At 70.1% G+C, this 26,412-nt stretch carries 18 protein-coding genes; 4 read left to right on the top strand and 14 right to left on the bottom strand.

Annotated elements, in window-relative coordinates:
• The first annotated feature begins 46 nt into the window (after positions 1–46).
• The 3 genes from IHE47_RS08300 to IHE47_RS08290 all read left to right on the top strand — a co-directional run bounded on the left by IHE47_RS08300 (position 47) and on the right by IHE47_RS08290 (position 4,539).
• On the top strand, positions 47–2,287 hold the full coding sequence (locus IHE47_RS08300; RefSeq protein WP_192105419.1) for an ankyrin repeat domain-containing protein: 2,241 nt from the start codon (positions 47–49) through the stop codon (positions 2,285–2,287).
• A 122-nt stretch (positions 2,288–2,409) separates the two neighbouring features.
• Positions 2,410–3,771, top strand: a complete 1,362-nt coding sequence (locus IHE47_RS08295; protein WP_192105418.1) for a PAS domain-containing methyl-accepting chemotaxis protein — start codon at positions 2,410–2,412, stop codon at positions 3,769–3,771.
• A 102-nt stretch (positions 3,772–3,873) separates the two neighbouring features.
• On the top strand, positions 3,874–4,539 hold the full coding sequence (locus IHE47_RS08290) for a hypothetical protein (protein ID WP_192105417.1): 666 nt from the start codon (positions 3,874–3,876) through the stop codon (positions 4,537–4,539).
• Here IHE47_RS08290 and IHE47_RS17970 read toward each other — a convergent pair.
• From IHE47_RS17970 to IHE47_RS08255, 7 genes are all read right to left on the bottom strand, one after another.
• Positions 4,522–5,730 (bottom strand): Wadjet anti-phage system protein JetD domain-containing protein, encoded by a 1,209-nt coding sequence (locus tag IHE47_RS17970; protein WP_192105416.1) that lies wholly within the window; start codon positions 5,728–5,730, stop codon positions 4,522–4,524. The genes IHE47_RS08290 and IHE47_RS17970 overlap by 18 nt on opposite strands.
• A complete protein-coding gene (locus tag IHE47_RS08280; RefSeq protein ID WP_192105415.1) occupies positions 5,727–9,146 on the bottom strand; it encodes an SbcC/MukB-like Walker B domain-containing protein in 3,420 nt (1,139 codons plus the stop codon). Before IHE47_RS08280 ends, IHE47_RS17970 begins: the two co-directional genes overlap by 4 nt.
• Complete coding sequence (locus IHE47_RS08275; RefSeq protein ID WP_192105414.1) at positions 9,133–9,762, bottom strand: DUF4194 domain-containing protein; 630 nt, start codon at positions 9,760–9,762, stop codon at positions 9,133–9,135. The genes IHE47_RS08280 and IHE47_RS08275 overlap by 14 nt, the downstream gene beginning before the upstream one ends.
• A gap of 10 nt (positions 9,763–9,772) precedes the next feature.
• Positions 9,773–11,212 (bottom strand): Wadjet anti-phage system protein JetA family protein, encoded by a 1,440-nt coding sequence (locus IHE47_RS08270; protein WP_192105413.1) that lies wholly within the window; start codon positions 11,210–11,212, stop codon positions 9,773–9,775.
• Between the two features lie 90 nt (positions 11,213–11,302).
• Positions 11,303–14,413 carry an efflux RND transporter permease subunit gene (locus IHE47_RS08265; RefSeq protein WP_192105412.1) on the bottom strand — a complete coding sequence of 1,037 codons (3,111 nt, stop codon included), beginning with the start codon at positions 14,411–14,413 and terminating at the stop codon, positions 11,303–11,305.
• Between the two features lie 136 nt (positions 14,414–14,549).
• On the bottom strand, positions 14,550–15,674 hold the full coding sequence (locus IHE47_RS08260; RefSeq protein WP_192105411.1) for an efflux RND transporter periplasmic adaptor subunit: 1,125 nt from the start codon (positions 15,672–15,674) through the stop codon (positions 14,550–14,552).
• 154 nt (positions 15,675–15,828) lie between these two features.
• Positions 15,829–16,293 (bottom strand): MarR family winged helix-turn-helix transcriptional regulator, encoded by a 465-nt coding sequence (locus IHE47_RS08255; protein WP_192105410.1) that lies wholly within the window; start codon positions 16,291–16,293, stop codon positions 15,829–15,831.
• A gap of 57 nt (positions 16,294–16,350) precedes the next feature.
• Here IHE47_RS08255 and IHE47_RS08250 point away from each other — a divergent pair, with 57 nt between their 5' ends.
• Positions 16,351–16,872, top strand: a complete 522-nt coding sequence (locus IHE47_RS08250; protein WP_192105409.1) for an O-acetyl-ADP-ribose deacetylase — start codon at positions 16,351–16,353, stop codon at positions 16,870–16,872.
• On the opposite strand, the gene IHE47_RS08245 is transcribed toward IHE47_RS08250, so the two are convergent.
• From IHE47_RS08245 to pilQ, 7 genes are all read right to left on the bottom strand, one after another.
• Positions 16,859–18,583, bottom strand: coding sequence for a BatD family protein (locus IHE47_RS08245; protein ID WP_192105408.1), 1,725 nt, complete (start codon positions 18,581–18,583; stop codon positions 16,859–16,861). The two genes, IHE47_RS08250 and IHE47_RS08245, sit on opposite strands and share 14 nt — an antisense overlap.
• Before the next feature lie 23 nt (positions 18,584–18,606).
• Positions 18,607–20,610: a tetratricopeptide repeat protein gene (locus tag IHE47_RS08240; RefSeq protein WP_192105407.1), complete on the bottom strand. Its 2,004-nt coding sequence runs from the start codon at positions 20,608–20,610 to the stop codon at positions 18,607–18,609.
• A complete protein-coding gene (locus IHE47_RS08235; protein ID WP_192105406.1) occupies positions 20,607–21,587 on the bottom strand; it encodes a VWA domain-containing protein in 981 nt (326 codons plus the stop codon). Before IHE47_RS08235 ends, IHE47_RS08240 begins: the two co-directional genes overlap by 4 nt.
• Positions 21,580–22,092 carry a DUF4381 family protein gene (locus IHE47_RS08230; RefSeq protein WP_192105405.1) on the bottom strand — a complete coding sequence of 171 codons (513 nt, stop codon included), beginning with the start codon at positions 22,090–22,092 and terminating at the stop codon, positions 21,580–21,582. Before IHE47_RS08230 ends, IHE47_RS08235 begins: the two co-directional genes overlap by 8 nt.
• The gene (locus tag IHE47_RS08225; RefSeq protein ID WP_192105404.1) at positions 22,089–23,024 is read right to left on the bottom strand and encodes a DUF58 domain-containing protein; all 936 of its coding nucleotides are present in this window, start codon (positions 23,022–23,024) and stop codon (positions 22,089–22,091) included. The genes IHE47_RS08230 and IHE47_RS08225 overlap by 4 nt, the downstream gene beginning before the upstream one ends.
• Positions 23,021–24,016: a MoxR family ATPase gene (locus tag IHE47_RS08220; protein ID WP_192105460.1), complete on the bottom strand. Its 996-nt coding sequence runs from the start codon at positions 24,014–24,016 to the stop codon at positions 23,021–23,023. The genes IHE47_RS08225 and IHE47_RS08220 overlap by 4 nt, the downstream gene beginning before the upstream one ends.
• A gap of 142 nt (positions 24,017–24,158) precedes the next feature.
• Positions 24,159–26,387, bottom strand: coding sequence for a type IV pilus secretin PilQ (pilQ, locus tag IHE47_RS08215; protein WP_192105403.1), 2,229 nt, complete (start codon positions 26,385–26,387; stop codon positions 24,159–24,161).
• Between the last annotated feature and the right edge of the window lie 25 nt (positions 26,388–26,412).

The raw sequence follows: 26,412 nt of genomic DNA, 5'->3' as shown, positions 1-26,412 counted from the left end.
TGGAATCTGCCAGCATCCGCTTCACCTCGCGCATCAGGCTCCGACCATGCAGGAAGCGGCCAGCACCACATCATCCGGCGCCCAGCGCCGTATCGCGCACGCATGCTGGCTCGCCATGCTTGCGCTGTGCGCGCCGTGCTTCGCCGCCAGCGCCGGCATGCCGCCGGCAAGCACGGCCTGCGCTGCCGGACAGTCGGAATGCACGTCCGGAACCAAGCCGAACGTCGTCGTCGATGCCGACGAGTGGAAGAACGCCGGCGATCCCCGCGGCCTGATGGTCGTCATCCAGTCCAACCTCGACCGCGTCTCGGCGGGCCAACCGATCTGGCCCGCGCCAAAAGGTACCGTGCCCGATGTCCGCTCGCAGATCGTCGATGCCTACGCCGATTTCCTGCACGGCGATTTCAAGGGCATGGATGCGGCGATCGCGAAAGCCGAGCAAGCCGCCGACGAATTTCACCCGGCATTCCCCGGGCAAAAGGCTTACGACTGGAAGACAAAAGACGCAGGCTTCCACAAGAGCTTCGCCTCGGCCATACAAAGCCAGTCACCGCTGATCCGTCTTTACGCCGCGCTACGCGATGTGGACGGCAGCCTGTTCGACACGCTTGGCAATCCATTCGACCGCAACGCCGATGGAATGCGGGGGGGACCTTCTCCATTGGACGGCACATGGGTACGCCTGCCCTGCCGCACGGTGCTCGGGCGCGTGCCGCAATTCGTCGCGGCAGCCGATACGCTCAAGTCGCTGGGCGGCCCCGTGCTCGACTGCCCGGTCGATGGCCCGGTCGATTACGCGAAAGACGAGGCGCTCGCGCTCCATCCCGGGCAGTTGGAACCGCACGTCACTCCACCGACTTCCACGAATCGGGCCGTCGCCACCCCCGGCGCGCCCGCCCCGTCACCGCCCGACAGCCGTGACGCCGCGCTCGGCGAGATGGACACGCACCCGCAGCAGGCCGCTCCCATCCTCGAGCACTACTCCCACGTGGACGCGCAGGGCGAACTCGACTACGCGCTGTTCCTGCACAGCTTCGAGCCACCCACGCCTGCGCGCGACGCGGCCATCCGGGCCCTGCAAGCCGACCTGTACCAGAAGGCGATGGCTGCGCCGGGCAAGGTCGACGACTTCCCTCCCACACCTTACGACGGCAGCGACGATTCGCTGTTGAACATCATCCGGCTGGCTTCCGAAACCGGCATAACGAACAGCTCGGACTACGACATCCCCTGCCCGTTCCTGAGCGCGCACCCCGCGCTCATCGCCGCGACCCAGGCGTACTACGGCAGCAACCGCGACAACTTCATGCCGCGCTCGGGCTGCAGCGATCGCGATTACGAGCGCATGGGCTTCCCTGCCGAAGCCGTGGCCACCTTTGAAGCAGCTTCCACCCAAGCTGACGGAAACTTCATCGACACATTCCAAGGGACGATGGTGTACGGATTCGAAGCCCAGCAAAATGCCGTCAACACATCCATGAGGATCGACCCGCGAGCCCTCATGCAGTCATTCCCCGACCGATCCCAGAGTTTCGATTACCCGTACCAAGTCTGGGGCTACACCAGCCTCAACAACTACGTCGTCAGCCAGCACCTGCGCAAGCTCTACCTTGCAGCACATGACCAGCTGGCCGCGTATTACCGCAAGCACATGCAGCTCAACCGCGCCGACAGCGAACAGGCTGCGAAGGCGGCGCTGTTCCTCGCAACGTTCGGCGGCAACTGCGGCGGAGACGTTCCCACCGTGTCGCTTTGGAGAAGATTGCTGGAACGCGCGCCACCAGACGAAATCAGGCAATTGCTGGGCAATGGCGCAGCGTATGCCCAGGAGATCTCCGATTGCTCCAGATACGCTGGACTCGACCCGCTGCTGCTGGTCGCGGTGGCCGATCCCGCTGCGTTCCCGCTGGTCATGCAGCACGAGCCCGACATCAACGAGCGCAACCCCATCGGCAAGACGGCGCTGATGGAAGCCGCGCAGTTCGACCAGGCTGGCGTCGCGAAGCTGCTGCTGGAACACCGCGCCGCGGTCGACGCGACGACCTGGGGCAACCAGGACGGCCTCAACCCGGAACTCGGCAACGACGCCCGCACCGCCCTGATGTACGCCGCCGCCAACGGCTCGCTGGACCTGATCAAGGCCTTGCTGGACGCTGGCGCCGACCCGTGCCAGGCCGACACCAAGGGCCATCGCGCCATCGACTACCTTCTGGGTTACGGCCCCATGCCGCCGAACCCGCGCCTGGACGGGGACCAGCGCCAGCAGGCCGCGCAGTGGCTGTTCTGACGCCCGGTGCATGGCCGGCCCGGCACCGGAATGCCATGGAGGAACGGCCAGCGAGGCTCAAGTCCGCCGGCCCGCCGCCGTTAGCACGGGGATAGGGACAATCTGCGCATCAGGGGGATCGCGTGGCAACTACCTTGTATTCGCTGTTCGACCGCCTGCGCGGCCTGCGGCAACTGTGGCGCGACCAGCGCGAGCGCCATGAACTGCTCGGCCGCATTGCGGCCGTCGACCGCGAACAGGCGGTGATCGAGTTCGCGCCGGACGGCACCATCCTCGAGGCCAACGACAACTTCCTCCGCTGCTTCGGATACAGCCGCGAACAGGTCGTCGGCCAGCACCACCGCATGTTCGTGCCGTCCGACGAAAGCGAGGGCGACGCCTATCGCGAATTCTGGCAACGACTGGGCAACGGCCAGCACGACAGCGGGGTCTACCGCCGCATCGACGCCAACGGGCGCGAGGTATGGATCCAGGGCAGCTACAGCCCGATCCGCGACCCGCTCGGCCGGGTGCGCCGCGTGGTCAAGCATGCCACCGACGTCACCGCCCAGCGCCTCGCGGCGGCGGACATGGCCGGCCGGCTCGCCGCCATCGACCGCGCGCAGGCGGTTATCACCTTCGACCTCGACGGCGTCGTGCAGGAGGTCAACGACAACTTCCTCGCCGTGATGGGCTACCGGCGCGACGAAGTGGTCGGCCAGCACCACCGCATGTTCGTCGACCGCAAGGAGCGCGAAAGCGCGGCCTACCGCGAATTCTGGGCACGCCTGCACCAGGGCGAGTACAACGCCGGCCTGTTTCAGCGCGTGCGCCGCGACGGCGCGCCGGTGTGGTTGCAGGCCAGCTACAACCCCATTCTCGACGCCTCGGGCCAGCCGCACAGGGTGGTCAAGCTCGCCACCGACGTGACCCGCCAGACGCTGGCCGCGCAGGCGTTGCACCGTTCGGTCGAGGAACTCAACGCCACCGTGCCCGCGATCGCGGGCGAGGCGCAGGCCGCCAACAAGCTGGCCACCGCGGCCAACGAGAGTGCCAACGCCGGCAGCGCGCTGGTGGCGCAGCTGGTCACCGACATCGCCGACATCAACCAGCATTCCAGGGACATGACCGAAATCATCTCGGTGATGAACTCGATCGCCTTCCAGACCAACATCCTTTCGCTCAATGCCGCGGTAGAGGCCGCGCATGCCGGCGAACTGGGCAAGGGCTTCGCGGTGGTGGCGCAGGAGGTGCGCGCGCTGGCGCAACGCAGCGCGGAATCCGCCAAGGACATCCAGTCCCTGGTGCAAAGCACCACCGATGCCGTGGCCAGTTGCGCCAGCCATGCCGAGCGCGCCGGCCAGGCGATGCAGGGCATCACCGGCTCGTCGATCCAGGTCGGCCAGCTGATCCGGCAGATCGCCGACGATGCCCACGCGCAGGCCAACGGCCTCGCCCAGGCCAGCCGCACCATCGCCGAACTGCAGGCGGGCGCGGCCGGCTGACCGTCGATCGCGACGACATCGCGGCGACATCGCGCCGTCATCCGGCTGTCGCAGGTCCTGCGCTAGAACATGCCTCCAACGAGGCTGTCCCGCGGGGCGTCGATGGACGGGTTCACGCACTTCCTCGCGCAATGCAAGACGCCGCTGGTGCGGCTCGCCAGGGCCACGCGTGGCGAGCACAGCTACGCGGATGTCTGCCAGCAGGCGTGGCTGGAAGCGCATGAACTGGCCGCCGCCCAGGGCCAGCCGCCCGATTTCCTCGATCCGGTGTTCCAGCAGCAGACGATCCATCGCCTGTACCGCCGGCTGTTCCATCCCGGCCGCTGGTTCCGCGCCACCGCGCGGCTGGATCACGGCTTCGACGGCGACGACGGTCCTCACCCGCTGGCCAGGCGCCTGGTCAGCGACGAAGGGCGCAACCCCTTGTCCACGCTGCTGGAGCAGGCCGCGGCGACGGAACCGCAGGACGAAGACCGCCTGCCGCTCTCGTTGGCACTGGCGTGGGTGATGCTGCTGCGCCGGCACGACCGGCGCATGTGCACGGTCGCCGCCCGGCTGCTGGTTTCCGTTTCCCATGCCTACCGTTGCTGCGCCAGGGCGAAATGGCTGGCCACCTGCCAACTGCCCATCCCGTGGCGGCGCGAACCGGTCGACACATCGCCGCAACTCGGGCCGTGGCGGCGGCGGCGCACGGAACGCATCCCGCAGCAGCTGGCTTTCGACTTCAACGAGCGGCTGGAGCTGCCGCACTCATCCGATGCCGGATGAATCCGGACCGGGCATGACGGGATCGAGCCGCTCCTGTTCGAGGCGGATCGGCTGCCGGGCCAGCGCCGCGGCCACGTCCGGCCATCCGGCGCGCTCCGCCCAGCGCAGCATGCCGGCGAGCAAGCCGGGCTCGGGGATTTCCGCAGCGCCCACCGCCGCGGACGGCAGCTCGGATGGCGACATCCGCCAGGGCCGCAACCTGTATCCGGATTCGCGCGCGACGCCGGCCAGCGTGGCGGCGATGCGGAAGCCGCCCTCGTCGATGTCGCCCCAGTGGAAGACCGGCAAGCGTGGCGGCAATGCGCGCAACACGCGCGCATAGGCCGCGCGCCACGCGGGGGATGGCATGCCGCCGGTGTAGAGCAGCAGCGCGTCGCCGGCGGGGTTCGCCTGTGCCGCATCGTGGAAGCTGGCGAGGTTCTCGATGCTGAGCAGGCAGCGCGCCGTGGTGGCCACCGCATGCAACGACTCGACGGGCACGCCAAGGTAAGGACGCACCAGAGGCAGGCTGGCATCGGCCAGCGTCACCATACCGCGCCCGGCCAGCAGCAGGGGTTGCGGTTCGCGGCGCAGGCCGATCGCCGACCACACGTCCTCCTTCGCGAGGCCGCTGGCGGCCAGTTCGCCGGTGACCAGCAGCTCCAGCCACGGCGTGAGTCTTTCCAGGCGCTTGCTGTCGCCGAACAGGCGCACGCTTTCGCGGCGCAGGATGCGCTCGTGGCCCGCATCGTCCGCACGCGCCGCCACCGCACGCGCGGCATCCGCGAGCTCGGCGGCGGCTTCGGGACCGTGGCCGCGCAGCCTGCGGCCTTGCCGCCAGGCGGCGACGGCTTCGTCCAGCACCGGGAAGCGGGCGCACCAGGGCGCCAGCCGCTGCGCCGCTTCCGCCACACGTTCATCCAGCAGCGTCACGCCCAGGTGACGCGCCAACGCGGACGGATCGGTCACCGTGAGGCGCAGCAGCCGCGCGCCGTCGCCCCGATGCACGTCGCGTTGCGCGGCGATGGCGCCGGCGCGCTCGGCCAGCGCGATCTCGGCATGGAAGGCTTCCAGTTCGGGCAGCGACGCGAGGCTGCCGGTGTACTCGTCCACGCCGCGCATGGGCAGCGACACGCGTTCGTCCGTGCCGCGCCGGCGCGCGCTTTCGGCGCGGCGCAGCAGGCGTTCGAGCACGGGCCGCGCGTGGCTCACGTCGTCGCCTGTTCGCCGGCGATGCGCGCGGTTTCCTCGGCCAGCAGTTCGGGATGCAGGTCGAACTGGTCGCTGAGCAAGAGTTCGCGCGCGGCCGGCTGCACTTCCATGCGCAGGGCCTGCAGCAGGTCGCCGTCGCGGAACAGCTCGATGTAGCTGTCCAGCACGCCGGACAGCGTGCCCTGCGCGGTGTCCGGCGCGGCCAGCACCAGCTGCAGGCCCAGCGAACGCAGGTAGTCCACGGTGGCGCGCGCGTTCTGCGCGTCGATCTTGTCGCCGAACTCGTCGAGCAGGATCAGGCCGATGCCGCCGGGGTGCGCCTCGCTCTTGCCGTAGGCGGCGGCCAGCGCGGCGCCAGCGATCACGTAGAGCGGCGCGCGGTGCTCACCGCCGGAGCCGGAACGCATGCGCTCGCTGAGCGAGCCGATCACCTTGTCGTCATGGCGGATCTGCACCTCGAAGCGGAAGAAGCGGCGGTAGTCGTCCAGCGGCGAGGCGGCGCCGCGCTGCGCCGCGTTGTCCTCGATCAGCTCGCGGAAAGCGGCCGGCACCTCGCCCGCGCTGTCGAACAGGTTGTCCTCGCCGCCCACTTCCACCACGCGCTGGATGAAGCGGTACAGCTCGCGGTACTCGGGCGCCACCTCGTGGTGGAACTGGTAGCGCTCGTTGTTGGAGAACGCCGGGCTGGCGCGCAGCGTGCGGTTGAGCGTGTTGATCTGCGTCCTGAGGCGGTCGAAGTTGTCGTGCAGCGTGCTGGCCACGTTGCTGCGGAAGGTTTCCGTGGCCGTGGCGTAGGCGCGGTCGGCCTCGCCCTGGTAGTTGGCCAGTTCGCTGTCGCGCAGGTGGGCCAGCTCCTTCGCCAGCAGGGTGCGCGCGGCGCGCCAGTCCACCGTGTCGAATTCGAGCGCGAGGGCGTGATCCTTGGCGTATTGCGCCAGCTGGCTCCACGCCTCGGGCAGCAGGTTGCCGAGTTGTTTGTCGCTGTCCTGCGCGCGTTCCTCGCAGCGCCGGCTGCGCTCTTCCAGCGCGGGGCATTTCGCGTCCAGTTCCTCGCGCAGGCGCTCGACGCGGTTGGGATCGACGTCGGGGTGCCGGAACGCCTCCACGGCACGTCGGGCCACCAGGTCTTCCTGCGCTTGCAACCCCTCCAGCAGGCGCTGCGCATTCTTCTCGTTGCTTTCGTCCACCGCCACCTTGCCAAGCAACCCGTCGCGCAACGTGCGGCATGCGACGAGGCGGTCGTGCAACTCGCGCACCTGCTCGGCAAGGCGCAGCAGATCGGGATCGGCCGCGGCGTCGCGGCTTTCCAGCGCCGCTCGATAGCGCTGCTCGACCTGCCGGTGCTCCAGCACGCGGTCGCGCAGCGCCTGCGCGGCCTCGTCGGGATCGGCCAGCCGCGCGAGGCCGCGCTGGCAGGCTTCGGCGCGGCGCAGCCCGGGCTCCAGTTCGCGCACCGCGTGCTCGGCGGCGTCGATCTCCTCGCGCAGCACGCGCAGGCGCGCGCGGTTGTCGGTGGCGCCGATCTTCAGTTCGCCGGTGGCGGGCAGTCGCAGGCGCTCGATGCTGCCGCCCTTGGCGAGCAGGCCGTCGCGGGTGAGGCCTTGCCGGCTGGCGACGAGTTCCGCCTCACTGTCCACGCAGCGCAACTCGCCCAGCTGGCGGCGCAGGAAGGCCAGCGCATCGGTGTTGTCGCCGCCAAGCAGGGCGGCCACGCTGCCCGGTTTCGCATCGCCGCCGCCCTGGCGCGCATGGCTGGAAAGCGCAAGCTTGACGCCGTAGACGCTGCGGCCGCCGGCCAGCGCGCGGTACAGCTTCACCGCGCGCTCCTCGTCGGCGGCGGGGATCAGCAGCGCTTCCACGTTGCTGCGCAGGTAGGCCTCGATCACCGGCTGCCACGCGGCATCGTCCACCCGCACCAGGTCGCATACCGGCTTCGCATCGATGCCCTCGTCGCGCAGGTAGCCCATCAGGCGCACCACGTCGGCATTCAACTCGGCCTGGCCGGCGGCGAGGCGCTTCTGGTTCTGCCGCGCGGCGGCGAGTTTTCCCTGCGCCTCGTCGAAGCGCGCGTGCAGCGCGCGGGCGTGGCCGTCCAGCGCGTCGATCAGGGGCCGCGCGGCGGCCAGCGCCTGCCGCGCCTCGCCATGCACGGTTTCCGCCGGCCACGGCAGCGCGGCTTCGTCGGACAATTCCGCCAGCACGTCGTACCACGCATCCCAACGGGCCTGCGCGCCGGCCAACGCGTGCACATCCACGGCGGGCAGGCCGAGCTTGCCCAGCGCCTGCCATTGCTCGCGCACGAAGGCAACGTCGCGCGTGAGCTCCTTCTTCAACCGCGCCAGTTCAGCGCGGTCGCGCCCGGCCAGTTCGTCGATCTGCGCCTGCTCGCCGTAGCCCTGGCTGCCTTGCAGGCGGGCATTGGCCTGCGCGTGGGCGTCCTCGGCGGCCTGCTGTTCGTAGCCGGCCTCCTCCAGCGCGCGACGCGTGGCCGCCAGTTTGTCGGCGGCGGCCTCGCAGGCCAGTTCCGCCTGCTCCACCTGTTCGGCGAGCAGGTCGCGCGCGTACTCGGCGCCCAGCGCGCGATGGCTGGCCGCGCGCGTCGCCTGCTGCGCGATCCGCTCGTATTGCGCATCCACCGTTTCCGCGGCGGCGATGCGCGCCACCACCTGCGCGATCTTCTCCTTGAGCTGGCGGAAGGTCTCCAGCAGGGCGCGGAAGCGCGCGATGTCGGTGGGCCTGTCCTCGGCCACCAGCGTGCGCACGAACAGATCGACGTCTTCCACGCGCTGCAGGTTCAGCGCGTTCTGGAACGCCTTGCGGTAGGCGTTGACGTCGGGATGTGCGCCGGGCGCGGCGCGCAGGCGGAACAGCAGGTCCTTGACGAAGCGCTCGCTGCTGGAATGCAGCTCGGGCTTGCCGCCGGCCTCGCGGCAGCGGCGCACGGCCAGTTCCTTGAACGTGGCCCATTCCAGCGGCAGGCGGCCGTTCGCCTCGAGATGGTCGGCCAGTTCCAGCGCCACGCCGGGCACGATGTACTGGCCGTAGACGCGGTGCTCGGGCTCGTCGGCGGAAGCGCCCAGCGCGATGCCGGCGCTGAGCTGCACGCCGCTGTCCTGGTCGCGGAACACCAGGGTGATATAGGTGGTGGCGGTGCGGCGCTTGCGGCCTTCCTCGCCGCTGCGGTACACGCCCAGGCAGTAGTCGCGGATGCTGCGCGCGCGGGCGCTGCCGCCGGCCTGTGCGTTGAAACGGATGCGCGAACGGTCGCCGCCCAGCAGCACCACCTGCAGGGCGTCGAGCAGCGCGCTCTTGCCCGCGCCGTTCGGCGCGATGATGGCGCTGGTGGCGTCGAGTTCCAGCGTCTGCGCCTCGAACAGGAAGAACTGCACCAGGTGCACGCGCTCAAGCAGTTGCATCGTCGTCCTCCGTGGCGTCGTCGGCCTCCGCGTCGCCGCGGTTGTGCTGGTCCAGCCGCTGCAGCCATTGCTCGCCGGCGATCTCCACGATGGCCGGACGCGCGCGCAGGTGGAAGGGCTGCGGGTCGTCGCCCTCGGATTCCACCAGCCGGCACACGCCCCAGCGCCTGAGCGTGCGTGCCAGCGTGCGCAACGCGCCGACGTCGGGCATCGCGCGGCCGGCCAGCGCCTGGTAGGCCTCCTGCAGCTCGGGCAGTTCCACCACCACCTCGCCCTGCTCCTCGATCTGTCCCTGCCGCGCGGCCTCGTCGTAGCGCTGGCGCAGCACCAGCAGCAGCAGGGTTTCCTCCAGCGTCACCGGCGTGCCTTCGCCGTGCGCGGGCATGGCGACCACGTAGCGGTAGTGCGCGTTGCGTTCGAGCCGGATGCCCAGCGGCGCCAGCGCGGCCACGTAGTCGTCGAAGTGGTCTTCCACCAGATGATAGGCCGTGCGCGCCGTGCGGTCGCTGGCGTAGAGCACCTGCTCCGTCACCAGCCGGTAGGCGGCGCGCTCGAAATCGGCCACCACGTGGATACCGTTGGATTGCTGGCTCAACTGGTTCCAGCTGCGTTTCATGCGCGGCCCTTCAAGCGATGTTCTTCAGGCGGTGGATGACGAAGCGCGGTGCGCGCAGGTAGCCGTTGTCGTCGCGCTCGCCGGCGTCCAGCAGCTCGACGCGGAAGCCGCGCGCAAGGCGGCCGAGCGGATCGTCGCGGCGCAGGCCGCCGATGCGGTGGCTGCGCAGCGCCAGCGTGAGCAGGGTCTGGTAGGCGCGCAGGTCCTCGATGGAGGCGATGGCCAGCCCCGCGGACTCGACGCTGCCGGCATGCGGCAGGTGGCGCGCCACGTAGCGCACCATGTCCTCGGCGTCGACCAGCCGCGCGCGCTTCATCCGCCGCAGCAGGCTGAGCCGGGCGAGCTGCTCGGGCGTGGGATGCTCGACGGCGTTGGCGCTGCGCGGGATCGGCTGCGGCTTGCGGCGCGGCGGCCGCAGCTGCGCATCGTCCATCAGCGCGCCCGGCGCCACCGGCAGGCGCAAGGCGTCCTCCGGTGCGTCCAGCGCGCCGCGGACCGCCCGCCTGAGCAGCACGTCGAGCTTCGCCGGCGCGCGCAGCCGGTAGTCGAGGAAGGCCAGCGCGCGGCGGTTGGCCTGGCGGATGTCCTCGTCGAGGCGGCCCAGGTATTCGTCGATGCGCTCCAGTTCGCGCAGGCGGCGCAGGCTGCGTTGCAGGCGCTCCACGGCGCGCGCGGCGTCGCCGCCAGTGAGGTGTTCGCGGTACCAGCCGAGCAGGCTGTCGTGCAGCGCCGTGCCTTCCACCTGCTGCGCCATCGCGAGGATCGCGCCGCGCCGCGCCAGCGGGTGGTCGGCCTTGTGCAGGTCGGCGTAGTCGCCCACGAAGAAGCTCGACACGTAGCGCTCGAACCATTGCCGCGCGAACTGCGCGGTGGTTTCCGCGCGCGACAGCTCGGGCATCAGGTCGCGTACCTTGAGGCTCATCGAGGACAGCGACACCAGCAGGCGGCGCGCCTGGTCGGCGGCCTCGTCCAGCGCGTCGCCCGCGGCCTTGCCCTCCACCACCTGGCGCAACTGCAGCTCGATCGAACGCACCTTGGCGGAGACGAAGGTCGGGCCGTGCTCGGCGAACTCCACCAGCGCGGACAGGAACTGCGCCACCACGGGCAGCATCGTGACCATCTCGCGCGCGCCCACGCGCTCCTGCCGCAGCCAGCCCGCCGCGCGGAAACGCTCGTAGATGGCATTGGCGCGTTCCAGCAGCGAGGCACCGGGCACGTCGCCTTCCTCGCTTTCCCACGGATCGTCGGTGAGCAGGTAGCGCTCGACCGCCGCGGTGATCTCGCGGCGCGGGAAACCGATGCTGGGCGGCAGCGGCGCATCCGGTCCGAACAGTTCCTCGAACAACCGGTACAGCAAGGCCCAATAGCGTTCGCGGTTGGCGCTGGCCAGCGGCCCGAACAGTCCGCCGGGCACCACCGCGAAGAGGGGCGGCACAGCATGCTCGTTCAAGCGGGGATCCGTCCGGTCATGCCCAAGGCCCATGGTCGTCGCCCGGATTATGACGCAAGCCGCCCCGGAGCCCGTCCAACGGGCAGGCTCTCAGCCATGGCCCTCCGGCAGCGCCGCGGCGGCCGGCTTGCGCTTGCCGCCGAAACGCCGCTGCAGCCGGTCCATGTACAGGTAGATCACCGGTGTCAGGTACAGGGTGAGCACCTGCGACACCAGCAGGCCGCCGACCACGGCCAGGCCCAGCGGACGGCGCGAGGCCGCGCCGGCGCCCATGCCCAGCGCGATCGGCAGGGTGCCGGCGAAGGCGGCCATGGTGGTCATCATGATCGGGCGGAAGCGCACGTGGCAGGCCTCGAGGATGGCCTCGGCGGGCGACATGCCTTCCGTGCGCTGGCGCTCAAGCGCGAAGTCGATCAGCATGATCGCGTTCTTCTTCACGATGCCGATCAGCATCACGATGCCGACGAAGGAGAACAGGTCCAGCGGCGCATGGAAGAGCATCAGCGTGAGCAGCGCGCCCACGCCCGCCGCGGGCAGGCCGGAGAGGATGGTCAGCGGGTGGATGAAGCTCTCGTACAGGATGCCCAGCACCAGGTAGATCACGAACAGCGCCAGCGCCAGCAGCAGGCCCATGCCCTGCATCGAATCCTGGAAGGCCTGCGCGGTGCCCTGCACGCTGCCGGTGATCGACGCGGGCAGGCGCAGCTGGCGCATCGCGCCGTCGATCTCCGCCACCGCCTGGCTGAGGCTCACGCCCGGCGCGAGGTTGAACGAGATGGTCACCGCCGGCAGCTCGCCTTGGTGGTTCACGGTGAGCGGCTGCGCGGTGCGCGTGAAGCTGGCCACCGTGCTGAGCGGCACCAGCGTGCCGTTGCTGGCGGTGACGTAGAGCTGCGACAGCACCGCCGGGTCGTTCTGCTGCGCGTAGTCCACCTGCAGGATCACCCAGTACTGAGTGGCCGTACCGTAGATGGTGGAGACCTGGCCCTCGCCGAACGCGGTGCCCAGTGCGTTCTGCACCTGCGACATGGTGAGGCCCAGCGGCGCCAGCTTGGCGCGGTCCACCTTGACGTCGATCGCCGGGCCGTTGAGGTCGAGGTCACTGGTGACGTCCTGGAAGCCGTGCAGCCTGGCGAAGGCATTGAGCACCTTGCCCGACTCGGCGTACAGCGCATCGAGGTCGGTGGACTGCAGGGTGTACTGGTATTCCGCCTTGGACGCGCGGCCGCCCACCTGGATCTGTGGCGGGTTCTGGATGTAGGCGCGGATGCCCGGCACCCTGGCCAGCTTCGGCCGCAGTTCCTGGATGATCTGCTCGGGCGTCAGCGCGCGTTCGTCTGCGGGCTTGAGCCGCATGAAGATCGAGCCGTTGTTGGTGGTGGTGCGCGAACCGCCCGAGCCCACCGACGACATGTAGCTTTCGACGTTCGGATCCTTCGCCACGATCTCCGCCAGCAGTTGCTGGCGCTGGCTCATGCCGACGATGGAGATGTCGTCCGGGCCTTCCGTGTTGACCTGCAGCTGGCCGGTGTCGTCGGCCGGGATGAAGTCCTTGTCCACCACCGCGAACAGCACCGCGGTGGCGACGAGGCTGGCGAAGAACACGCCGAGGACGCTGCGCGGATGCGCCACCGACCAGTCCAGCGTGCGCACGTAGCCGCGCCGCACCGCGTCGAAGCCGCGGTCGAACCACAGCACCACGCGCGACTTCTTCTCGTGTTCGGCATGCTTCACGAAGCGGCTGCACAGCATCGGCGTGAGCGTGATGGAGACGAAGCCGGAGATCAGGATCGCCACGCTCAGCGTCACCGCGAACTCGTGGAACAGGCGGCCCACGATGCCGCCCATGAACATCACCGGCAGGAACACCGCCACCAGCGACAGCGTCATCGAGAAGATGGTGAAGCCGATCTCGCCGGCGCCGACCATCGCCGCCTCGTACGGGTCCATGCCCGTCTCGATGTGGCGCACGATGTTCTCCAGCATCACGATGGCGTCGTCCACCACGAAGCCGACCACCAGGGTCAGCGCCAGCAGCGAGAGGTTGTCCAGGCTGTAGCCCAGCGCGTACATCACGCCGAAGGTGCCGATGATCGACACCGGCAACGCCAGCGCGGGGATCAGCGTGGCCGAGGCGTTGCCGAGGAACAGGTAGATCACCAGCACCACCAGCACGCCGGCCAGCAGCAGGGTGTACTGCACGTCGTCCACCGAGGCGCGGATCGAAACAGAGCGGTCGTACAGCGTGTCCAGCTTGATCGACGGCGGCAGCGTGGCGAGGAACTGCGGCAGCACCGCGCGGATGCGGTCGATGGTGGCCACGGTGTTGGAGCCGGGCTGGCGGTCGATCGCCAGCACGATCGCGCGCTTGCCATTGTACCAGCTCGCCACCTGGTCGTTCTGCACGCTGTCCTCGGCCTTGCCGAGCTGCGACAGCATGACCGGCGCGCCGTTGCGCCAGGCCACGATGATGTCGTTGTACGGCGCGGCCCGCTGCAACTGGCCGTCCGAACTCACCTGCAGCAGCTGGCGCGTGCCGTTGAGCGAGCCGGTGGCGAGGTTGACGTTGGCGTTGGCGATGGCCTGTTCCAGCACGTCGATGCCGACGCCGTTGGCGGCGAGCCTGGCGGGGTCGACGCTGATGCGCACGGCGTACTTCTGCGAGCCGAACACGCCCACCTGCGCCACGCCCTCGATCATCGACAACTCCTGCGCCAGCTGCGTCTCGGCGTATTCGTCGACGGTGGACAGCGGCAGCGTGTCGGAGCTGAGCGTGAGGTAGAGGATGGCCTTGTCCGCCGGGTTCACCTTGCGGAAGGTGGGCGGCGTGGGCATGTTGGTGGGCAGCTGGCGCATCGCCGCCGAGATCGCCGCCTGCACGTCCTGCGCGGCGCCGTCGATGTTGCGGCTGAGGTCGAAGCTCAGCGTGATCGAGGTCGCGCCCAGCGCGCTGGTCGAGGTCATCTGGCTGATGCCGGCGATGGTCGAGAACTGGTTCTCCAGCGGCGTGGCCACCGCCGTCGCCATCGTCTCCGGCGAGGCGCCGGGCAGGCTCGCGCTCACCGAGATGGTGGGGAAGTCCACGTTCGGCAGTTCGTTCACCGGCAATTGCGGATACGCAGCCACGCCGAACACGATCAGCGCGATCATCAGCAGCGCGGTCATCACCGGGCGGCGGATGCACAGGGCGGGAAGATTCAAAGGATCCGCCCTCCCCGCAGGCGACGCGGCATCGGATCACCGCACGGCCCGGCAGGCGAACCCGCACGGCCCGTTCGCCCCCTCTCCCCGCCGGGGAGAGGGTTGGGGTGAGGGGTCGCTCTCGCCGAAACCTTCGTCACTGTGTCACCACCTGCACCTTCGTGCCGTTCGTCAACAGCATCTGGCCGTCGGTGACCACCCGTTCGCCGCCGCTCAGGCCCTTCTCGATCACGATGCTCGCGCCGTTGCCCGCGCCCGCGGTGACCATCTGCTGCCGTGCCTTGCCATCCGCGTCCAGCACGAACACGAAGCTGCCGTCCGGCGAGTTCTGCAGCGCCGTCACCGGCACCGTCACCACGTCGTGCAGGCGTGCGGTGGGCAGGCTCACCTGCACGAACTGGCCGGGGGTGAGGCGGTCGTCGCCGTTGGCGTAGCTCGCCTTCAGCTGGATCGTGCCGGTGCCGGTATCCACCGTGTTGTTGACGAAATCCAGCGTGGCCTGCAGCGGCGCCGCCGCGCCCGGCACCCGCACGTCCACCGCGAGCCGGCCGCGCGCCTCCGCCACCCTGATGTCGCCCAGCGCGGATTCCGGCACCGAGAACGTCACGTGGATCGGCCGCACCTGGTTGAGCACCACGAGGTTGGTGCTGTTGGCGCTCACCTGTGCACCGGGATAGGCCAGCGGCGCGCCGGCGATGCTGTCCACCGGCGCGCTGATCTGCGCGTAGCCGAGCTGCGTCTGCGCCATTTCCACCGCGGCCTGGTCCGCCTTCACCGAGGCCGCGTAGATGCCCACGTTCGCCTTGTAGCCGTCGTAGTCGGTCTGCGCCACGTAGCCCTTGGCCAGCATCGGCGTATAGCGCCGCAGCACCTGCTGGGCATTCACCAGTTGGGCCTGGTCCTTGGCGAGGTTGCCGCGCGCCTGGTCCAGCTGCGCCTGCAGCAGGCTGGGATCGATGCGCGCGATCACCTCGCCCGCGCGCACGCGGCCGCCCAGCGCGAACGCGATGGACTCCAGCTGGCCGCTGACGCGCGACTGCACGGTCACGGTGGAATACGCCTCGGCGTAGCCGTTCACCTTGAGCGAGAGGTCGAGGTCGCCGCGCGCGGCCGTCGCCACCTTCACCGGCACCGCTTCCGCGGCCTTCGGCTTGTTCGATCCGGCCTTGTCGTGGCCCGACCACGCATGCGCGATCAACGCGACCAGCCCCGCCGCGGCCAGCAAGGCCACGATTTTCTTCCAGGAATTGCGCTGAGGCATGGGCTCCCCGTTGATGCGTACGGAAATCACCGTCCCGGGATCACGCACCAGGAGGGTCGGTGGAGTCCAAAAGTATCGCGCAACGCAGGGCACGTCGACGCATCGACTGCAACGACGCACGGCACTTGGCAAATGTATCCGATGCGACTAGCGCCTATTCCCCGTGGACCATGGGCGCCTCTGCCGCGTCCAGTGCCTGCAGGTTCGCCTTGATCCGCTCGATCACGTCCAGCGCGCGTTTCAGCTCGTCGTATTCGATGCCCGTGGTGGATTCGCGGCGCAACTCGCGCGCCACCTGCTCCATGTCGTCCACCACGTCGTGCGCCTGCGCAGTGACGTAAAGCCGCCATGCGCGGCGGTCGCGCGGATCGGGGCGGCGCTCCACGAAGCCGGCCGCCTGCAGGCGGTCGATCACCCGGCCCACCGCGATGGGTTCCATCTCCAGCGCCTCGGCCAGTTCGTTCTGGCGCATGCCTTCGCGGTGGTACAGCATCTTGGTGGCGCGCCATTGCGCGCGCGTCAGGCCGTATTTCACCGCGCGCCGGTCGAAGTGCTTGCGGAACAACAGGGTCACGTCGTTCAGCAGGTAGCCGAAGGAAAGCTCTTCCGTTTTCGCCATGATCGTCGCAACCTCGCCAGCACTGGACCAAGCATAGAACCTGTTCGCGGTCGCCACATGCCCCTCGCCGTCGTCGCCTCCGACATCACCACGCTGGCCGCGGACGCCATCGTCAACGCGGCGAACGAGACGCTGCTGGGCGGTGGCGGCGTCGATGGCGCCATCCATCGCGCCGCCGGCCCGGCCCTGCTCGCCGCCTGCCGCGCATTGGCACAGGTGGCACCCGGCGTGCGCTGCCCCACCGGCGAAGCGCGCATCACGCCCGGCTTCGACCTGCCCGCGCGCTGGGTGATCCACACCGTGGGCCCGGTATGGCATGGCGGCGACCGCGCCGAAGCGGCGCTGCTGGCGGATTGCCACCGCAATGCGCTGCGCCTCGCGCGCGAACACGGCCTGCGCCGCATCGCCTTCCCCGCGATCAGCTGCGGCGTGTTCGGTTATCCCGCGCCACTCGCGGCCGCGGTGGCCATAGGCACGCTGCGCGAGGAACTGGCGCGCGATCCCGCGCTCGACATCGTCCTGTGCTGCTACAGCGAGCCGATGCGCGCGGTGTTCCAGCGCGCGCTCACTCCAGCCTGAAGGGATACAGCGGCGGCAAGCCGTCGTCCCGGTCGCCGACGTCGTCGCGCCAGGCGAACCCGTTGCCGAAGGTGGCCGCCAGGTCGACATTCGCCGCCCGCGCGACGTTGCCATAGCGGCGGCGCTGCAACTCGTCGATGGCCTGCCGCTGCGCGGCATCCGCCAGCGCCGCCTCCAGTTCGCCGGCGTTGCGGATGGCCGGCCGCTCCGCCTGCGCCCACGCCAGCAGGCTGCGCAACTGCGCCGCCGCATCGTCGCCACGCGCCGCAGCGAGGAAAGCCTGCCGTTGCTGGCGCGCATCGCCGCCAGAGGCATGCTTCGCGGTCGCCGTGACGGCACCGCGCGGCATGCGGCGCCGCCAGAGCCACCACGCCAGCACCGTGCCCAGCCACAACAGCAGGCTGGCCAGCGCGACCCAGCGCCATGGCACGCCCTGCAGCATCGCACTGGCCGGCATTGCCGCGACGGAGGCGGACGCCGCCGGCGCGACGGGCGGCGCCGCCACCGACGCGGCCGCCGCCGCACCCGCCGCGGGCAGCACGGTGATGCTGTGCGCGGGAATCTCGGCGGTCTGCTCCTGCCCCGACGTCACGTCGAACCAGCGCAGGGTGGTCGCCGGCAGGGTCAGCGTGCCGGGCCGTTCCGGCATCACCGCGAACTTGCGCTCGCTGCTGCCCTGCAGCCACGCGTCGTCGTTCGCGGTGGCCGTCTTGGGCTGGTCGGGATACACGGTGGCGCCGGCCATCGCGGGCAGGCTGAGCGGCGGCAGCGCCTCGGCCGGCAGGCCGGTGGCGCTGAGCATCATGGTGAGGTTGATCGGCTGGCCCACGCGCACCGGCGTGCCGGAATCCGGCCAGCCCGAAAGCGAGAGGCTGAGCGCGCGCGCCGGCAACCACGCCGACGACCCCCAGTCCGCCGGCGCGGCCTGCACCTGCACCGTCTGCGCGGGAGCGCTGGCGCCGACCTGCGTGCCCGCCCCGAAGAAGCTGTCGGGATCGTTGGGATCCAGCGCCACGCCACGGAAACCCAGGGACGGGATCGTGAGCGTGCCCGCGTGCTGCGGCACCACGGCATAGCGCCGCTCGATCACGCGGTATGCGCGGTTGCCGCGCACCTTGTCGTAGCGCAGGTCGCCGCCGACCTGGTCGAGCTGCACGCCATCGACCTGCGGCGCATCCAGCGTGCCGCTGGTGACGTTGCCGCTGATGTACAGCCGCACCACGTAGCTGAGCTGCTGCCCCACCCACGCGCGCTGCGGTGCCAGCTCGGATTCCATGAAGACACTCTTGTCCGCCGTCGCGGTCGACGCCGGGTCGGCCTGGCCGACCACCAGCTGCAACGGCGCCGTCCGTGCCCCGCCCACGTCGAGCGACGGCACCACCAGCGTGCCCGCGTGCCTCGGCCGCAGCACCACGCCGATCACCAGCTCGGCGCTGCGCTGGCCGTTGACGATGCTGAGGTCGCTGCTCTGCGAGCTGCCGAGTATGTCGAAGTCCTGCTGGAGCGGGCCCAGGTCGGGCATCGCCATGCCGGTGCCGTCCTTGATGTGCAGGTTCAGGGTCACCGTCTCGCCCAGCTGCATGGTGGTGCGATCCAGCGTGGCCTGCACGTCGGCGGCATGCGCGGCGAACGGAAGCAGCAGACACAGCAGCAGAATGAACCCTTGAAGAGTGCGGCCATGGATGGCCGCCCGTTTGATCCTCGCGATCATGGACGAACGCACAGATACATCCATCACGGCCCATCCTCGTCGGGCGCATCGCCGTGGCGACGCTGGTATTCCAGTTCGAACTTGCGGCGCAGCAGCGCGCCCGGGTCGTCGGGCACGCGCTGCAGGGCCTGGCGCAGGTCGGCGGGCAGTTTCGCCTGCGGATCGTCGGCACCCGCCATGCCCAGCTGATGCGCGGGCGACGGGTTGGCCGCGGGCTTGCCGGGCGCGCCCAGTTGCCTGTCGAGTTGCTGTTTCAGTGCCTGCTGTGCCTGTTCGGCCTGTGCCTGCTGTGCGGCCTGCTGCGCAGGCGTTGGCTGCGGCGGCTTGCCCGGCTGCGCATCCGCGCCGGCGGACGAAGGAGGCTCGCCCTGCTTCGCCTTGTCCTGCTGCGACTGGCCCTGCGACGACTGACCGGCATCGTCCGGGGAGTGCTGCGGGTCCGGCTGCCGCGGCGCCTTGCCCTGCTCATCCGCTTTGCCGGACTGCCCGTCGTCCTTGCCCTGGTCGCCCTGGCCCTGCCGGTCCTCGCCGCTCTTGTCCTGCCCGCTCTTGCCCTGCGTGTCCTTGCCCTGCCCGTTGCCGCCCTGGCCTTGCGCCGAAGACGAGCCGCCCTGCTGCTGTTGTTGCTTTTGCTGCGAAGAAGACGACTTCTGCGGCGGCTTCTGTTGCTTGCGCAGCCAGTCCTCGATCGCCTGCCTGTTCGCCCTGGCGTCGGCGTTCGCCGGATCGCGCTGCAACGCTTGGTCGTAGGCATGGATGGCGTCCTCGTACTTGCCTTCGCGGGCCAGCGCATTGCCGAGGTTGTAACTCGCGTCGCTGCCTTTCGCGCCGCGCAGCGCCTGCGCGGCGGCAGCGTAATCGCCGGCGCGATAGGCCGCCGCGCCGCGCAAGGCGGGATCGTCCGCCAACCGCATGGCCTGCTTCGCATCGCCCTGCCCGAGCGCCGCGGCCGCCTGCTGGTTCCGGTTCCGCCAGAGCCCGCTCCAGCTTGCGGCGTGCGCGGTACCGGGCAACATCGGCAGCAGCACCAGCGGCAACAGCAGCAGCCAGCCACGACGGAAGGCCAACGCCGCCAACGGCAGCAACAGCAGCAGCAGCCACGGGCCGCGATCCTGCCATTCGTCGCCGAACTGGCCCCTTGCGCCCGACGTGGAACTGGCGCGCAATTCGCCCTTGAGCGCAGCCACGTCGCCGTCGTCGGTGCTCATCGGCACGTAACGGCCGCCGCCCGCCGCGGCCACCGCCGCCAGCGCCGCGTCGTCGCGCGCGGCCAACTGCATGTTGCCGTCGGCGTCGTGCAGGAAGCCGCCACCCGGCAACGCTATCGGCGCGCCCTGCGGCGTACCGATGCCCAGCACCGAGACGCGCACGCCTTCGGCCAGCGCCTTGCGTGCGGCGGCCTGCGCCGCTTCATCGGCGGCGTCGCTCAGCAGCACCAGCGAACCGCCATCCGCCTTCGCGCCACGGATCAAGGCCACGCCACGCGCTATCGCCGCGGCCGCGTTGTCGCCGTCCACCGGCATGGTATCGGGCGCCATCGCATCGAGCAGGGCGTCCAGGCTGTGCGTGTCGGAAGTGAGCGGCGCCACCGTGAACGCTTCGCCGGCGTAGCCGATCAGGGCGTTGAGGCCGTCCTGGTTGGCCGCCAGCAGGTCGTGCGCCTTGTAGCGCGCGCGATCGATGCGGCTGGGCGCCACGTCGTGCGACGACATGCGCTGCGACAGCGAGATCGCCACCACCTGCACCGCACGGCGCGCGTACAGCGGCTGCGCGACACGGCTCCACGTCGGCCCGGCCAGGGCCAGCGCCGCCAGCAGCCAGGCCAGCGCCAGCAGTCCCGCGGGCAGGCGTTGCCGCGTGGACCGGCCATGCAGCAACGACGGCAGCAGTTCCGCATCGACCAGGCGCGACAAGGCCTGCAATCCGCGCGAACGCCGCGAGGCCTGCCACAGCAGCCATGGCAACACGGCGAGCACGCACAGCCACCACGGCCGCAGGAAGTGGAACTGCGCCAGTGCCGCGCTCATGCCGCCGCCTCGCCCGTGCGCCAGCGCGGCAGGGTCGCCAGCAGCCACAGCAGCAGGGCCGCCACCAACGGCCACATGAACCATTCCTTGCGCGGACGCAGGCTGGGGCCATGCTGCTGCATGGGCTCCAGCGCGTCGATGGCGCGGTAGGCATCGGCCAGTTGGGCGCTGTCCGTGGCGCGGAAGAAGCGGCCGCCCGTGTCGTCGGCGATCTTCGTCAGCATCGTCGCGTCGAGATCGGCGGACGGATTGATGACCTGCGCGCCGAAGAAGCCCGGTACGCGCATGCGATCGGCACCGATGCCCACGGTATAGATGCGCACGCCCGCCGCCTTCGCGGCGCGCGCGGCTTCCGCGGGCGTGATGTTGCCGGCGTTGTTGACGCCGTCGGTGAGCAGCACCAGCACGCGCGCCTGCTCGGGCAGCGCGGACAGGCGCTTCACCGCAATCGCGATGGCGTCGCCGATGGCGGTTTCGGTGCCGGCCAGGCCCACCTCGGCGCCCTGCAGCTGCGCACGCACTGCGTCGAGGTCGTAGGTGAGCGGCGTCACCAGGAAGGCCTGGCTGCCGAACAGGATCAGCCCCATCTCGTCGCCACGGCGGCGGTCGATGAAGTTGCCGGCGATCGCCTTCACGGCGCCGAAGCGGCTCACCGGCTGTCCGGCCAGTTCCATGTCGGGCGTGCGCATGCTGCCGGACAGGTCCACCGCCAGCAGCAGCGCGCGACCGCTGCGCTGCTGCGCCTGCGGCGGCCCCACCCATTGCGGGCGGGCGGCCGCCACCAGCAGGCACAGCCATGCCAGCGCCAGCAGCCACGGTGTGACGCTGCGTACCGCGCCACCGCCCGTCACGGCGAGTCGCAGGCCCGGATGCGGCAGATGCAACGCCTGTCCCGGCAGCACCGGCGGCAACGCGCGACGCAGCAGCCAGGGCAAGGGCAGCAGCAGGAACAGCCAGGGCCACGCGAACTCATACATGGCCTTGCTCCATGGCGGGCGGCCGCCAGGCGCGCGGGTTCGCGGCCGCCTGCAGCCAATGACGCGCCGCAGCCAGCGTGGCGGGCACATCGAACACCGCCCGCGGCCGGTAGATCGCCTGCTCCAGCTGCATCAGGCGATCCAGCACCGATGCCGCCACCGGCACGCGTGCCAGTGTCCGCCGCCAGTCATCGCCGCGCTGCTTCGTCGCGGCCGCATCATGGCGACGCGCCACCCGGCGCAGCAGCTGGTGCAGCGCCGCCGCCAGCGCGGCATCGTCACCGGCCCGCGCATGGCGAACGGCCAGCTTTTCCAGTTCATCCAGCAGCAGGGCACGCTGCCTGCGCGAACGACGGCCGCGCTGCCATAGCCACGCAGCCGCGACCAGCGCCAGCAACGCCAGCGCCATCAGCAGCCACCAGCCCGGTGCCAGCGGCCACCACGATGGCGCGGGCGGCAGGTGGATGTCGCGCAGCACCGGACCATCGGGCGGCGGCAGTGTCATCGACGCATCCCTGCCAGGCCCAGCAGTTCGCCGACGGCCGCGAGCGGATCCTCGCGCGTGTCGACCACGCGGCAACGCACGCCCGTGCCGCGCGCCAGCGCCTCCAGCCGGGCCGGGCCGCTGCCCAGCGCCTGCTGGAACTCGCGGCGCTGGCGTTCGCCGAGCAGCACCACGTCGCGGCGCTCGCCGTCGTGTTCCAGGGGATAACGACCTGGCGGTGGCGGCACGCGCTCCAGCGCATCGGCCACCACGAGCACGCCGACCTCGGCGCGCGCCTTCAGTTCGAGCAGGTGCCGCCGCGCTTCGCCATCCGCACTGAAACCGTCGCTGAGCACCAGCACGCGGCTGGCGCCGTGCTGCAGGCGACGCGCCCGCAGCAGGGCGGCGGACAGCGGTTCGGCACGCCCCGTCGGCGGCAACGCGTCCCATTCGGCCAGCGCGCCACAGGCGGCGAGGGCGCCACGCGCCGCGCCTTGCGGACGCAGCAGGCGGTCGTGCTCGCCGAACGCCATCATGCCGACGCGCTCGCCCGCGCGCACGACCAGCCAGGCGGCGATGGCGGCGGCGCGTGCGGCCTGCACCGACTTGAAGCGGGCACGGGTACCGAAGCGCATGCTGGCATGGGTATCGAGCAGGACCAGCAGGCGCCCTTCGCGCTCCTCCTGGAACAGCTTGGTGTGCAACCTGCCGCTGCGCGCGGTGAGTCGCCAGTCGAGCCGGCGCACGTCGTCGCCCGCCTGATAGACGCGCGACTCGGCGTAGTCCATGCCGCGGCCGTAGAGACGGCTGGCATGCTGGCCGCCACGCGCGGCGCGGCTTTCGGTTGGCGGCAATTTCGCGCGTCCGATGCGTGCACCCAATCCCAGCAGCTCGGCCAGCGAGACGCACGTGCGGCCATCGCCATCGACGCGATTCGACAAAACGGCGCTCACGGCAGCGGCACGAGGTCCAGCAGCCGGGCGATCACCTGGTCGCTGCGCACGCCTTCGGCTTCGGCCTCGTAGCTCAGCAGCACGCGGTGGCGCAACACCTCGTGCACGATGGCGTGCACGTCCTCCGGCAGCACGTAGTCGCGGCCGGCCAGCCATGCCTGCGCCCGCGCGCAGCGATCCAGCGCGATGGTGGCGCGCGGGCTGGCGCCCCAGGCGATCCAGCGTTTCAGCTCCGGCCCGTAGCGGCCGGCATCGCGCGTGGCCAGCACGAGCTGGGCAAGGTATTCCTCCAGCGCCGGCGCCATGTGCACCGCCATCGCCGCATCGCGTGCGGCAAACACGTCGGACTGGTTCAACAGCGACGCGGGCGCGGCCACCGGATGCGCGCGACGGCTGGCCTGCTCGCGGGCGAGGCGCAGGATCGCCAGCTCGGCCGTGGCGTCGGGATAACCGATGGTGACGTGCAGCAGGAAGCGATCCAGTTGTGCTTCGGGCAGCGCGAACGTGCCCTCCTGCTCGATCGGATTCTGCGTGGCCATCACCATGAACAACCCGGGCAGCGGCCGGGTGGCCCGCCCCACGGTGATCTGCCGCTCGGCCATCGCCTCCAGCAGTGCCGACTGCACCTTGGCCGGTGCGCGGTTGATCTCGTCGGCCAGCACGATGTTGTGGAACAACGGCCCCTGCTCGAACTCGAAGCTGCCGCTCTGCGGACGGAACACGTCGGTACCGGTGAGGTCGGCGGGCAGCAGATCGGGAGTGAACTGCACGCGGTGGAAATCCGCCTCGATGCGCGCGGCCAGGGCCTTCACCGCGGTGGTCTTGGCCAGGCCGGGCGCCCCTTCCACCAGCAGGTGACCGTCGGCCAGCAGCGCCACCAGCAGGCAGTCGACCAGTCTCGGCTGGCCGATGATGCAGGCCTGCAGTTCGTCGCGCAGTTGCACGAAAGCCTGGTGCAGCCGGCTGCGGGGCGAAGCTTCAGGCATGTCCATCATGGTGTTTCCTGCGTCAAGGGCCGTCGCTATCGACAGCAGCCGGACGCACAAGTTTAACCGTGTCCCCGCGGTGTTCAGGCGCACAAAAGAAAAGAGGCGGCCGGGGCCGCCTCTTTCCATGCCGCTTGATTGCGGCGCTTTACTGCAGCGAATCGTTGAGGATGCGCGGCGTCACGAAGATCAGCAGTTCCGCCTTGCTGTTGTTGCGGCTGGTGCTGCGGAACAGCACGCCGAGGATGGGGATGTCGCCGAGACCGGGCACCTTGGTGACCGTGTTGCTCTTGTCGACCTCGTAGATGCCGCCCAGCACCACGGTCTGGCCGTTGTCCACCAGGACCGAGGTGTTCACCGACTGGGTGTTGATTTCCGGCACCTGGCCCTGCGGCGTCTGCAGGAACTGGGCGAGCGTGTCCTTGTTGACATTGATCATGAGGTACACGCGGTTGTCCGCCGTGATGGTGGGCGTCACCTTGAGCTGCAGCACGGCGTCCTTGAACTGCACCGTGGCCGTGCCCGTGCTCGCGCTGGCGCCGGCACCGCCCTGATAGGTGACGTAGCCGATCTCCTGACCCTGGCGGATCACGGCTTCCTGCTGGTTCGCGGTGATCACGCGCGGACTTGCGATGGTCTCGGTGTTGCCTTCGGTCTGCGCCGCCGAGAGCTCCAGATCCAGCGCATAGTTCTTGCCGAGGATGGCGAAGCCCAGCGAACCGGCCGGTGAGGTACCCGTTGATGCCGGCAGGTTCACCACGAGGCCGGGGTTGCTGGAGACACCGCCACTGCTGGTGCTGGTGGTGGTGCTGCCAGGAGTGCTCCAGCCCAGCGTGGTGCCGCCTGCGCCACCACCTGTCTGCAGCACCTGGCCGCTGGGATTGACACGCTGCGCGTACGCACCCCATTGCACGCCCAACTGGCGGGTGAAGCTGTCGCTGGCGATCACGATGCGCGACTCGATAAGTACCTGCTGCACCGGCCGGTCCAGCACGGCTACCAGCTTGCGGATCTGCTCGGTCTTGTCGGCCGTGTCGTTGAGCAGCAGCGTGTTGGTACGGTCGTCGGAGGAGACGCTGCCGCGCGCCGACAGGAAGCCGTGGGTCGTGTTGGCGGACGTGCCGCCGCCCATGCCCTGCAGGCTGCCCGTGGTCAGCAGCTTGGCGATGTCGGCGGCCTTGCCGTAGCTGATCGGGATATAGGTGGTGACCAGCGGGGCATTGTCCTCGGCCTTCATGCGTGCCGTGGCGACATCCTCCTCGTACTTGGCCAGCTCCTGCTGCGGAGCCACCCAGATCACGTTGCCGTCCTGGCGCTTGTCCAGGCCCTTGGCGCGCAGGATCACGTCCAGCGCCTGGTCCCACGGCACGTTCACCAGGCGCAGGGTGATGCTGCCGGCGACGCTGTCGGCGGCCACGATGTTCAGGCCCGAAGTGTCGGCGATCAGCTGCAGCACCGAGCGCACCGGGATGTCCTGGAAGTTGAAGGTGGCGCGCTTGCCGTTGTAGGCGGGGTGCTGGTCCAGCGCCGCCAGGCTGGCGCCCACGGCGGCGTTGTCGCCCCTCTTCGGCGCCACCTCCACCACGTACTGGTTGCCTTCCTGGTAGGCCGAGGTATCGACCACGCCCTTGGTGGCGATCGTCATCTGCACGCCGCCGCCCGCGCCGACGCGGGTGGTGATGGACTGCACCGGGGTGGCGAAGTCCATCGTGTCCAGCCGCCGCGTAAGGTTGCTCGGCACATTGGCGTTGGGGATGCTGACCACGACCTTGTCGCCGATCGTGTGCATCTGCGCATCGGCGCCCGTACCGCTGAAGTTGACCAGCACGCGTCCCTGCCCGTCGGAACCACGGCGGAAGTCGATGTTGGTGACGCTGATGGCGCCATCGACCGCCGCCGGCAGGTGCTTGGAGGGGTCGATGATCGCCGCCGTGGTGACGCTGCGCTGCGTCGGCGCGGACGCCGACTGCGGCGCGCCACTGGCGCCGCCGCCGGCCACGGTCAGCACCAGGCTGTCGCCCTCGACCGCCGACTGGTAGGACGCCGGGCGCATCAGCTCCACGATCACCCGGGTCCGCCCCCCGGCGGACACCGCCGAGACGCCCGAGGTCGCCCCCTGGCCGATGTCCGTGTGCCGCTGCGCGGTGGTGCCGGTGTCGGCGAAGTCGATCGCGATGCGTGCGGGGTTGTCGGTGGTGAAGATGCGCGGTTGCGGCACCGCCCCGGCGAAGTTCAGGTGCAATTGCACACTGCCGCCGGCTCCCGTGGTGTAGCTGATGTCCTTCAGCGTATTGCTGTCGGCAGCCAGCACGGACTGGCTGAAGCCCGCACCGGCGAGCAGCAGCAACGGAAGGAGACTACGAATGGCGTGGCGCATGACCCGGCCCCGGACGGATTGAATG

It is taken from the genome of Rhodanobacter sp. DHB23 (genome assembly GCF_014842975.1).
Lineage (GTDB): Bacteria > Pseudomonadota > Gammaproteobacteria > Xanthomonadales > Rhodanobacteraceae > Rhodanobacter_A.
This window is presented reverse-complemented; position numbering and strand designations above follow the sequence as displayed.